This is a genomic window from uncultured Fretibacterium sp. (assembly GCF_938040765.1).
Taxonomy (GTDB): Bacteria; Synergistota; Synergistia; order Synergistales; family Aminobacteriaceae; genus CAJPSE01.
Map to the genome: position 1 here is coordinate 1 of NZ_CALIAA010000095.1, position 10735 is coordinate 10735.

Here is a 10735-nt window from a genome sequence, read left to right on the forward strand (position 1 = left end):
GCAGGGCCCGACGGCACGGTCACCGTCCGGCCCGCGCTCGCGACGTGCGACCCCGCGGAGGCCGGGATCGCCGACGTGCTGTTCTTCGCCACCAAAGGCTATCAGCTCGAGGAGGCGGCCCGGGCCGCCTTTCCCCTCGTCTCGCCCTCCACCCGCGTCATCCCTCTGCTCAACGGCGTGTCGGCCGGTGAGACCCTCGAACGCATCCTGCCGCCCTGCGACCTCCTCGGCGGCTGTCTCTACATCTCCTCCCACGTCGAGTCCCCAGGGACGATCCGGCAGGTCGGAACGGTGCAGCGCCTCCTGTTCGGCAACGGAAAGCTCTGCGAGGCGGAGAACCGCATACGCTACGCCGACCTGGCGCACATCCTCAGAAAAACCGGCATTCAGATCACCCTGACGGAACGCATCGACATCGAGATGTGGGCCAAATTCCTGTTCCTGTCCCCCCTGGCGGCCGTCACGACGCTTCGCCGCAGGACGATCGGGGCGGTGATCGAGGACCCCGAGGGACGGACCGCCGTGATGGACCTGATCCGGGAGGCCGAGGACCTGGCCCGGTCCCTCGGCGTCGCCCTGCCGCAGAACATTGCGGACCTGACCCTGGAAAAGGCCCGCTCCTTCGCCCCCGACACCAAGACCTCCATGCAGCTCGACCAGGAGCAGGGCAAGACCACGGAGCTCGAGTTCCTGGTCGGGCACGTCTGCCGCGAAGGGCGGATCCAGAGAGTTCCGACCCCGGCCTACGACAGGTTCTACAAGGGGCTGAAGGCCATCTGCAAGGTCGGGTAGAACGGGGGCCCGCAAAGATGAGATGTGAGAGACGTGGGGCGTTCCCTCCCATCGCCGCCTTTTTTCTTGCCGTGTCGCTCCTGACGGCGCCGTCCGCCGGGGCCGATCCCCTGACGTTCTCCTGCGCAATGGGCGACGTCGAGGCGGTCCGCAGCGCCCTCGCCGGGGGAGCCGACCCCAACGCCCCCGACGAGCACGGCTGCCCTCCGCTCTGCCGCACCGTGAGCGCCGGGGTGGACGCCCCGCTCTCCATGCACCTGGAGGTGATCCGCCTGCTCGCGGACTCCGGGGCAAAGATCGACGCACCAGCCCCCGGGGGCGATACCCCCCTCCTCCTCTCCCTTTACAAGGGACGCTCCTTCACCGAGGTGACCGAGCTCCTCCTCGAGCTCGGCGCCGACCCCAACGGTCCCGGCCCGGCCGGGTTCTCCGGCGGGCTTCCCGAGGGGGAGCGCCCCCTGAACGCCGCGGCGCGGGAACCCGCCTCCGTGCGGCAACTGGAGCTTCTGCTGTCGAAGGGAGCGGACGTACGGCTGAAGGACGGAGCGGGACGCAGCCCCCTGGAGACGGCGGTCACGTCCCCTCACCCTTCCGCGGAAAAGGTACGGCTGCTCCTCGACGCCGGGGCGGACATCAACGGAACCTTCAGCCTGTGGGAGGAGGAGGGGGTCACGCCGCTCATGGCCGCAGCCGCCCTGGGCCCTCCCGACCTCATCCGCCTGCTGCTGGACCGCGGCGCGCTGGCTGCCCTTTCGAACCGTTCGGGGCTCCGGGCGCGCGATTACGCCCTGCGCGCGGGACGGGAGGAGAACGCCGCCCTGCTGCCCTGACCGTATTCCGCCCTGACTTTCTTCCAATTTAACTTTCTTCAACGGGGCACGGGGATGAACTCCGGCCCCCGTTTTTTCTCCGCAATATTGTAAACCATACATAGACTTTAAGTTTACATTTATCTGTCGCCGTGCTATAGTCTTTGCTCGATTCGGCGGGTGCGCATGTTCGGATATGGGGGTGCGGAGATGTCGTTGAAGGACGAGGTTCTGAGGATGCTGGAGGACCACAGGGGCGAGGCCCTGTCCGGGGAATCGGTCGCGGAACGCCTCTCCGTCTCGCGGGCCTCGGTCTGGAAGGCGGTGAGGGCCCTGAGGGAAGAGGGGCACAAGATCGGAGCGTCCACGCGCAGGGGCTACCGGATGGAGCCGGACAGCGACGTCCTGTCCGAGGAGGGAATACGGGCCTGCCTCTCGGAGGGGTCCCCCGTCCGCGGCGTCGTGTGTCTCGCGTCCGTGGACTCCACCAACACCTACGCGAAGGGGTTGGCGCTCTCGGGCGGGGCGCACGGCACGCTGGTCGCCGCGGACCGGCAGACGGCGGGGCGCGGCCGGCGCGGACGTTCGTTCTTCTCGCCCCCGGGGACGGGGCTTTACATGAGCCTGATCCTGCGCCCGCTTATCGAGCTGGAGCGCTTCCAGGCCGTGACCATCGCCGCGGCGGTCGCCGTCTGCCGGACCATCGAGTCCCTGACGTTCCGCCGCCCCCGCATCAAGTGGGTGAACGACATCTATTTGGATGGGGGCAACGGCCTGGAAGGAGCCGACGGCGAGGAGCGCAAGATCTGCGGCATCCTGACCGAGGCAGTCAGCGACGTGGAGAGCGGGACGATAGAGAGCGTCGTCGTCGGCATCGGCCTCAACGTCTCGACCCGGGACTTCTCCCCGGACCTGGCCCGTATCGCGGGCTCCCTCCTTCCGGGAAGCGTGAGCCGGAACCGTCTGGCGGCGGGGATTGCGGAACGTCTGATGGACTGTCAGGAGCGCCTCGGCGACCCCGAACTGATCCGGGAGTACCGGGACCGTTCCCTGCTCCTGGGGCGGGAGGTCCGCTTCATGCGGGACGGGGCGGAGTGCCGCGGGCTGGCCCTGGATATCGACGCGCAGGGCTGCCTGCTCCTTCGGGAGGAGGACGGGACGGTCGTACCCCTGAGGTCCGGAGAGGTGCATCAGGTGCGCCCGGTTCGAATGCATTAAAAAGGGGCGCCGGGGAACTTGTTCCCTGGCTGGGGGTATGGGGGCAAGGCCCCCATGTTGATTTGGGGAGAGATTTTAGATGAGAAAAGGAAAATTTCTGAGCACGCGGGAGCTGGTCCTCTGCGCGCTCTTCTCCGCGCTGACCGCCGTGGGGGCGTACATTCGGATTCCGCTGCCCATGCTGACGCTGACGCTGCAGTTCTTCTTCACCAACCTCGCCGCCCTGCTCCTGGGGCGGAAGCTCGGTGCGTTCGCCGCGGCGGGCTATGTCCTTGCGGGGCTCGCCGGGCTGCCGATCTTCGCCGGCGGCAGCGGGGGCGTCGCCTACGTGCTGCACCCCACGTTTGGCTACCTCGTCGGCTTCATCGCCGGGGCCTGGGCCGCAGGCTTCGTCGCCGAGCGCCTGAGGCCGGGAATGAGGACCTGGATGCTCGCCGGCCTGACGAACCTGGCGGTGCTCTATGCTCTGGGGATGGCCTACTACTACCCCATCGCCAACTATTATCTCAAGACCCCCTTCGGCGTCAAAGCCCTGTTCTATTACTGCTTCCTGCTTCCTCTCCCGGGGGACCTCATCAAGTGCTTTCTGGGCGCGGTCGTGACCGACCGGCTCAGGGCCATGCTTCCGGGCGGATTGCTCCCCTCGGCCTCAGCGGGTCGTGAAGTGTCCGACAAGGAGGACATAGAGGGATAAGGGCTCGCTCAAGGCCCAGGCCTGCGGATCACCATGCGCTCCGCATAGCGCCCGAAGAAATGGTAGCCGGAACCGCCCTCGGCGACGATGTCCAGCAGCTCGTCCGGGCGGGTCACCAGAACCCCGCCCAGGACGTCGACCCCTCGCTCGAAAAAGGCCTCGGGGAGCATGCTCGCCGTCGGTCCCGCCACGACGACCTGGGCGTCCGGCCGCGCCATCTCCAGCAGGCCGGACAGGGTGCCGTTGAGGACGGTCGTCCCCGTCACGACCAAAAGATCCGCCTGCGGCACCACCTCGGACGCCCGGTCGGCCGGAACGTAATGGGGCATCTCGCGCTCCTTGAGGGTCCTCGGGTCCTGCTCCAGCACCCGGAAATCGACCGACTCCGCCAAAAGGCGCTTCAGCATCGGGACCAGCGCCCCGACCACGACCGCGCAGCCGCCCCTCGGCAGCTCGACGTCGTCAAACGCATCCCTCCCCAGGGACAGCTCGTAGGGTTTCGAGGGCATCCGATCCCAGCAGGCAGCGCTCAGGGCGTTCAGGACCGCGACCCCCAGCGCCTCGCGCAGGACGTTCCCGCAGGAGAGGTCGTCCAGGAAAGCGCCGACAGGACGCCCCCTCAGTTTGCCGGACAGGGGCATCTCCCGGGCGGAGCTGGGACAGCAGACCGCCTGAGGAATCTCCTTGATCGGCGTGAAGGAGAGCCCGCCATGTCCGTCACTGAGTTTGACCCCCGTGAAGAAAATTCCCAGCACGGCGCGTTCGACGGTCATCCCGTCCAACTCGCCGCCCAGGCGGCCCCGCACCGCCGCTACAGTATCCTTCAACAGCACGTCCGTCACGCTATCGACCTCCCGCCGCGAAAGTTTTCAATCCCAGGATTCACGGGCAAGGCAGGGGACCGCTCAGGCCCCCGGCCGACTTTTGCCCGAATCACTTTCCGTCGATGATCTCCGATATCTGCGCGTCGCTCATGTCGTACAGGAAGAAGGTGGAGTAGAATTTGCGGATCTCCTCCCTCAGGGTCGCCTCGGGCATGAGCTCAGGATAGAGCTTGTTCATCATCCACAGGATGCTTAGAGGCTGCTCCACCGTCCGACTGCCCCAACCGACGGCCACGCTAGGCATGACATAACACCTGCCGTTCTTCACGGCGGCGACCCCGCGGTAGTTGGGGTTCCCCCGCATCTCCTCGATCTGCCTGGCGGTGTTGGCGACGATCACGTCGGGGTTCCAGAGCAACAGGTCCTCCAGGGTGTAGGTCCGCCTCTCGCCGGACGACCGCCCGTCGTCGGTGACGCTGATGCCGCCCGCCTCCCGTATCCACCATTCCGCGATGATATGGGGCTGCGTGAACCCCACGGGGTCGCCGTAGAGCACCTTCAGCCGGTCCTTCTCCGGGATGCCGGACGTCAGGGAGGCGGCCTGGGCGAGCTTTTCGTCGAAATAGGCGATGTAGGTGTCCGCCGTCTCCTTCTTGTTCAGCACCTCGCCCATCAGGGTCACGGCCTTCTTCACGTCGTCGACGTTCTTCCACTCCAGATAGACGCAGGCGACCCCGTTCCGCTCCAGCACCTGGGCGGTCTCCTTCGTCATCGCGAAGCACACGTCGGTCCGGGCCTGGAGGATGTTCTCCAGCAGCAGCTCCCTGTTGGCGTCCTCGAACAGGGGACCATTCGCGATCTGGGGGGCAAACTGGTACTGCATCTTCCACCGGTCGGTCTTGGTGAAGTTGGCGGACATCTGGTTGTAGATCTTGCTGCCCTCGCCCATCAGCTCCACGAACGCGTTCAGGACCCCGACAGCCCCCAGGGTCCCGATGCGGTGAATCTCCGCCGGAAGCACGACGGACCGCCCCGCCATGTCGACGACCGTCCTGACGTCGGCCGACGCCGCCTCCGCGGCCAGCGCCTTCCAGGGCGAAAACACGGGGCCAGCGCCGACCGATACGGCAAGCGCCAGGCAGAAGGACAAAACCCCCAACCGCAGTACAAACTTCCTCATGTTCCTTCCGATCCTCATGATACTACGCCTCCTTCATTTTTGCTCCCATTTTCCGCATCGTTTCCCCCGCCGGGATTCCCCCGTCGTCCAGGACGGGAACGCAGACCTTCACGTACCCGCCTCCGGCGACGGGCGCGCGGGCGACGACGGTCGGGGTGTCGTAGAGTCCGGACAGAACCGCGTCGTCGATGACCGCGTCCGGCGCCCCCTGCGCGAACACGGCGCCGTCCTTCAGCAGAAGCACCTCGTGCGCGGTGAGAAAGGCGTGGTCCGGCGAGTGGGAGGTCATCAGCACGGCGTAGCCCTGCCGGGCGAGGCCCCGTATCGTCCCAAGCGCCCGCACCTGATTGCCGAAGTCGAGGTTCGCGGTGGGCTCGTCCAGCACCAGGAGCCGCGCCTCCTGGGCCAGAGCCCTCGCCATCAGCACCATCTGCCTCTCGCCCCCGCTCAGATGCTGAAACACGTGGCCCCTCAGGTGTCCTATCTCCAGGCGCTCCATGGCGAGGGCCGCCTTCCGCCGGTCCTCGCGGCCTGGGGCGTTCCCGAGTCCCAGGTGCGCGACCCGCCCCATCAGCACGACCTCCTGGACCTCATACGGAAAGGTCAGGGCCGAGGACTGCGGCACGTAGGCCATCAGGCGGGCGCAGGCGCGGCGCGTCAGGGCGGACAGATCCCGCCCGTCCCAGAGGAACCGCCCCTCGTCCGGCCGCAGCAGGCCCAGCAGACAGCGGAGCAGCGTGGTCTTCCCGGTGCCGTTCGGGCCCAGCAGGCACATCACGCGCCCCGCGGGCAGGGTGAAGGATATGTCCCTCAGCACGATCCGGCCGCGATGATAACGAAAGCCGACCCCCTGCGCCTCCAGCACTAGAGCCACCCCTTGCGGACCCGGGAGAGCAGGACCACGAAGATGGGGGTCCCCACCAGGGCCGTCAGCACGCCCAGCGGCAGCTCCACCCCCGGAACGCCCCGGACGATCGTGTCCATCCCGAGCAGGAAGAGGGCGCCGACGCCGAACGAGGTCGCGAGAAGCCGCGAGTAGTCGGCCCCCACCAGCAGGCGGGCGATGTGCGGCACGACCATGCCGACCCATCCGACGATGCCGCAGATGCTGACCGAGACGACCGTCATCAGGGTGGAGGCGAGGATGACGACCGCCTTGATCAGCCCCACGTTCACCCCCAGGGCAGCCGCCTCCTCGTTGCCCGCGGCCAGGGCGTTGATGGAGTAGCGAAAGAGGAACAGGAGGAGCAGGGAGACCGCCAGGAACGGCAGCAGGACCAGGACGTCGTGGTTGGAGCCCCGCCCCAGGCTCCCCATCAGCCAGAAGGTGATGGAGGGCAGGACATTGTCCGTGTCCGCCATCGTCTTGAGTATGGAGAGGAGCGCCTGGAAGAGGCTGGAGACGACGATGCCGCCCAGGACCATCACCGTGATCTCCTGTCGTGCGAAGGCGTAGCCGATGGCGCTCGCCATCAGGACCGCCAGGCTCCCGAACGCGAAGGCCGAGACCTGGACCTGCCACCAGGCGAGGTTGTTCAGCATCGCGAGGGCGGCCCCGAACCCAGCCCCGGCGGAGACCCCCAGCAGGTCCGGCGAGACCATGGGGTTCTTGAAGAGCGTCTGGTACGACGCCCCGGCCGCGGAGAGGGCGCCCCCCGTCAGGATCGCCAGCAGGATGCGGGGCAGGCGCACGTTCAGGACGACGGTCTCGAGCGTTGGGTCCCCGTTCGGGGCCGCCATCCCGAGACGCGAGAGGACGATCTCCGCCAGGGTCCCGGGGGAGATCGCAAAACGCCCGACCCGGAATGCGAGGATTCCGGCCGCGAGGATGAGCAGATAGAGCAGGCTCAGCTTGACCGTAAAATAACGCCCTCCGCCGGAGGCTTCCAGCATGTCCGTTCCCTCACCTTCCAACGCTTGCACGACTCAACAGCGCACGGGCCACGGCAGTGCGCGCGCCCCGTACCCCAAACGGAGACTCAAAGGGCGGGCTCCCTGCCGAAGAACGAGCGGTACTCCTCGTCCGTCAGCTCATAGCGATAGAACTCCCTGAAAAACTCCCGGGTCTCCTTTTCCAGGTCGATCTCCCGGGTATAATCCGGATAGAGCAGCTTGGCCAGCCACATGAAGCCCAGCGGAGACTCCGGAGAGGGGCGGTCCCACCAGAAGGCTCCGATGGGACACTCGTGGACGGCCTTGTTTTTGACGGCCTTGAGGTCCTGTATCCTGGGGTCCTCCAGGATATCGGCCGTCCCGTTTCCCTGCTGGGTCACGATGATGTCCGGGTCGATCCGCATGACCTGCTCGACGCCGATCTCGCCCTTCGGGGTCTCCTCCAGGGCGCAGATGCCGCCGGAGCCGCGAATCCAGTGCCATCCCCAATCGCTGGCGCTCGCCTTCGTGATGGTCTTTCCGGTGTAGTAGACCACCTTGCGCTCTTCCTCCGGGACGCGCCCCACCAGGGTCTCCACCCATCCCAGTTTTTCGTTCCAGTAGTCCACAAGCCTCCTGGCCTCCGCCTCCCGGCCCAGGATCGTGCCCAGGTTCAGAAACTCCTGCTTCAGCTTGTCCACCGCCGCCCAGCCGATGAGCATCGTATAGGTGGGCATTCCGGCCTCCTCGATCAGCCTGTTTCCCTTCTTGGAGCTGACCCCCACGAGGACGAGATCCGGCGCCGCCTTCATCAGCTCCTCGACGTTGACCTTGTCGAAGGAGCCGGGGTCCACGACCTCCGCGAACCGGGGAAACATCCTGAGCAGCTGCGGGAAGCGCGTCATGCCGGGCTGGGCCACGATCTTCTCCGCACACCCCAGGACGGCGACCTCATGGGTGGTTCCACCATAACAGGTGATCGCCAGACGGTCCACCTTTCCGGGAACGGCGACGTCGCGCCCTGCGGCATCGACCACCGTCTCCCCCGCCCCGGCCGCTCCGCCGAGTCCCGCCAGAACCGCAATCCCCAGCAGAAAAGCCGCCAGTTTCAATAAGTACCGCCTCATCATCAAAGGTCCCCCTTCCCTATCGGGCCGGCCCAAACCACCGCGGCGGCCGACCTCCCGAAATCGGCGTCCTCCGACGCCCCACGGCCTCATCCCTCCGGCGACTCCCATGGAACCGGGACACAGGTCTTGATGGTCCATCCGCCCTCCCGCCGCCGGAGTATCCGCACATCTATGCCGTAGGCCTCCCGCAGAGCGGGCTCCGTCAGCACCTCCTCGACCGCTCCGACCCGGAAAGGAAGCCCCGGACTCAGGATCGCGGCACGGGAACAACAGAAGAACGCGTGATCGGGCGCATGGGAGGTCATCATGATCCCCATTCCGCTCCGGGCCAGCAGCCTCACCTGCTGGAGCACGCGCATCTGGTTCCCGAAGTCCAGGTTCGCGGTCGGTTCGTCCATGACCAAAAAATGCGGCTCCTGCATAAGGGTACGGGCGATGAGCACCATCTGCCTCTCTCCGCCGCTGATCTCCGTGTAAACGCAGTTCCTCAGGTGGGAGGCCCCCAGCCGGTCGAGGATTCGGGCCGCCCGCCCGAACTCCTCCCGCGAGGGGCCCGAAAAGATTCCGGATCGGGCCAGGCTCCCCATCACAACGACGTCGAGGACACGAAAGGGAAAGGGGGGCTCGTGGCTCTGAGGGACGTAACCGATGAGCTTCGCCATCCCCTTGCGGTCCCGATACGGAACCCTTTTCCCGTCGATCAGGAACGAGCCGCCGTGCAGGGGCAGGAACCCCAAAAGGGACTTGAACAGCGTCGATTTCCCGACCCCGTTCGGCCCAAGCAGACAAAGCGCCTCGCCCGTCTCCAGGGCAAACGACACGCCGCCCAGGACGTCGCGCCGTCCATAACCGGCGCGGACCTCCACGGCCTCGAGCCTCATACCCATCCCTTCCTGCACCGGAAGAGGAGGTAGACGAAGAAGGGCGCCCCGATCAAGGACGTCAGGATCCCCAGGGGTATCTCGCTCGTGAAGAAAAGGCGCGCCAGGTTGTCGACGAAGAGGAGAAAACAGCTTCCGACCAGAAAGGAGGTGGGGATCAAATCCCGGCAGTTGGGGCCCGTGAGCATTCGGGCCAGGTGGGGGATGACCAGTCCTATCCACCCGATCATCCCGCCGACCGCGACGGAGGACGCCGTCAGCAGCGTTGCGGCGGAGATGAAGACGGCCCTCAGACGCACGGTGTCGAGCCCCATGGCCTGGGCCTCCTCGTCCCCGAAGGCCATGGCGTTGAGCTGCCAGCGAAGCAACACGAGGGGCAGGAGCCCCAATACGCAGGGAGGCAGCAGCAGCCGCGCGTCCTTCCCGGTCACCGAGGACAGGCCGCCCATCAGCCAGTACGTAATCTCGGGCAGCTTCCCGAAGGGGTCGGCGACGTACTTGCCGAGGCTGACGAGCGAGGAGAAAAGCGTGGCGATGACGATGCCGGCCGGCACCAGGACCAACAGAGACTCCTTGCCGCGGCTCACGAGCAGACAAATAGCATAGGAAAGGGCTACGGCAGCCAGGCCGAAACAAAACGCCGAAAGCTGAACTAGGACGAACGGGAGGGGAAAAAGGATGGCCAGCGCCGCTCCGAAGCACGCCCCAGCGGAGGCCCCCAGGATGTCGGGCGAGACCATGGGGTTCCGGAACAGCCCCTGATAAACCGCCCCCGAGACGGACAACGCCCCCCCTATCAACACGGCGGCACAGACGCGCGGGATCCGCACCCTCAGCACGACCGACCGCACCATGGGAGGGACGCCGCCGTCCCCGCCCAGGGGCAGGGAGAGAAGGACCCGGAACAGATCCCCCAACGATACGGGATAACGCCCCAGGGAAAAGGATATGCAGAAGAGCAGGACAAGAAGGAACGCCGCCCCCCAGACGGGAGGGACGGAAAAGCGAACGCGACCGTACTCCTTCGAAAGCCGATCCCTCGACCCCATCTCACAACCTCCGAACGGCCAGCCCATGGCGATCCGTCGCTCCGAACGCGCGCATGGAAACCCCAGACTCGCCCCCTCTGCCCGGAAGGATCGGGGAAGGAACGATCAAATTATCTTTCAAAACAATTCGATGTCCTTGTGAGAGCATAGGTCAAAAAAACTGGAGTGTCAAGACAAGGGAACTTCCAGCTGGACCTTGGCACGGATTTGCCTGCGCCGCCGCGGCGCTCGCTACGTAACTTTACGCATTGATTTTTCTCGTCGATAAGAATATCCTCTCAATCAT

11 protein-coding genes are annotated in these 10735 nt (G+C 66.1%); 4 read left to right on the forward strand and 7 right to left on the reverse strand.

All coding sequences use genetic code 11. The features are described 5' to 3' along the window. The 4 genes from Q0176_RS03560 to Q0176_RS03575 all read left to right on the forward strand — a co-directional run. Window positions 1–792 (forward strand): ketopantoate reductase family protein (locus Q0176_RS03560; RefSeq protein ID WP_299299302.1); only part of this gene is annotated, 792 nt, incomplete at its 5' end. Between the two features lie 17 nt (window positions 793–809). Next, window positions 810–1622: an ankyrin repeat domain-containing protein gene (locus Q0176_RS03565; protein WP_299299304.1), complete on the forward strand. Its 813-nt coding sequence runs from the start codon at window positions 810–812 to the stop codon at window positions 1620–1622. Between the two features lie 189 nt (window positions 1623–1811). Beyond that, on the forward strand, window positions 1812–2819 hold the full coding sequence (locus Q0176_RS03570) for a biotin--[acetyl-CoA-carboxylase] ligase (RefSeq protein WP_299299306.1): 1008 nt from the start codon (window positions 1812–1814) through the stop codon (window positions 2817–2819). Between the two features lie 79 nt (window positions 2820–2898). After that, the gene (locus Q0176_RS03575; protein ID WP_299299308.1) at window positions 2899–3513 is read left to right on the forward strand and encodes a biotin transporter BioY; all 615 of its coding nucleotides are present in this window, start codon (window positions 2899–2901) and stop codon (window positions 3511–3513) included. Between the two features lie 8 nt (window positions 3514–3521). Here Q0176_RS03575 and Q0176_RS03580 read toward each other — a convergent pair whose 3' ends face one another. The 7 genes from Q0176_RS03580 to Q0176_RS03610 all read right to left on the reverse strand — a co-directional run bounded on the left by Q0176_RS03580 (window position 3522) and on the right by Q0176_RS03610 (window position 10449). Then, window positions 3522–4355: a DUF364 domain-containing protein gene (locus tag Q0176_RS03580; RefSeq protein ID WP_299299310.1), complete on the reverse strand. Its 834-nt coding sequence runs from the start codon at window positions 4353–4355 to the stop codon at window positions 3522–3524. A gap of 91 nt (window positions 4356–4446) precedes the next feature. After that, on the reverse strand, window positions 4447–5535 hold the full coding sequence (locus Q0176_RS03585; protein ID WP_299299312.1) for an ABC transporter substrate-binding protein: 1089 nt from the start codon (window positions 5533–5535) through the stop codon (window positions 4447–4449). A gap of 4 nt (window positions 5536–5539) precedes the next feature. Continuing rightward, window positions 5540–6382, reverse strand: coding sequence for an ABC transporter ATP-binding protein (locus Q0176_RS03590; RefSeq protein ID WP_299299314.1), 843 nt, complete (start codon window positions 6380–6382; stop codon window positions 5540–5542). Continuing rightward, window positions 6382–7410, reverse strand: coding sequence for an iron ABC transporter permease (locus tag Q0176_RS03595; protein ID WP_299299316.1), 1029 nt, complete (start codon window positions 7408–7410; stop codon window positions 6382–6384). Before Q0176_RS03595 ends, Q0176_RS03590 begins: the two co-directional genes overlap by 1 nt. An 86-nt stretch (window positions 7411–7496) precedes the next feature. Further along, on the reverse strand, window positions 7497–8519 hold the full coding sequence (locus tag Q0176_RS03600) for an ABC transporter substrate-binding protein (RefSeq protein WP_299299318.1): 1023 nt from the start codon (window positions 8517–8519) through the stop codon (window positions 7497–7499). Between the two features lie 86 nt (window positions 8520–8605). Then, on the reverse strand, window positions 8606–9400 hold the full coding sequence (locus tag Q0176_RS03605; RefSeq protein WP_299299319.1) for an ABC transporter ATP-binding protein: 795 nt from the start codon (window positions 9398–9400) through the stop codon (window positions 8606–8608). Then, the gene (locus tag Q0176_RS03610; protein WP_299299320.1) at window positions 9397–10449 is read right to left on the reverse strand and encodes an iron ABC transporter permease; all 1053 of its coding nucleotides are present in this window, start codon (window positions 10447–10449) and stop codon (window positions 9397–9399) included. Before Q0176_RS03610 ends, Q0176_RS03605 begins: the two co-directional genes overlap by 4 nt. Window positions 10450–10735: the final 286 nt, after the last annotated feature.

Coding starts and splice junctions, on each gene's coding strand:
- Q0176_RS03595 (WP_299299316.1), bottom strand. CDS start 7,410: ATGCTGGAAGCCTCCGGCGGAGGGCGTTATTTTACGGTCAAGCTGAGC.
- Q0176_RS03610 (WP_299299320.1), bottom strand. CDS start 10,449: ATGGGGTCGAGGGATCGGCTTTCGAAGGAGTACGGTCGCGTTCGCTTT.
- Q0176_RS03600 (WP_299299318.1), bottom strand. CDS start 8,519: ATGATGAGGCGGTACTTATTGAAACTGGCGGCTTTTCTGCTGGGGATT.
- Q0176_RS03570 (WP_299299306.1), top strand. CDS start 1,812: ATGTCGTTGAAGGACGAGGTTCTGAGGATGCTGGAGGACCACAGGGGC.
- Q0176_RS03565 (WP_299299304.1), top strand. CDS start 810: ATGAGATGTGAGAGACGTGGGGCGTTCCCTCCCATCGCCGCCTTTTTT.
- Q0176_RS03585 (WP_299299312.1), bottom strand. CDS start 5,535: ATGAGGATCGGAAGGAACATGAGGAAGTTTGTACTGCGGTTGGGGGTT.
- Q0176_RS03605 (WP_299299319.1), bottom strand. CDS start 9,400: ATGAGGCTCGAGGCCGTGGAGGTCCGCGCCGGTTATGGACGGCGCGAC.
- Q0176_RS03575 (WP_299299308.1), top strand. CDS start 2,899: ATGAGAAAAGGAAAATTTCTGAGCACGCGGGAGCTGGTCCTCTGCGCG.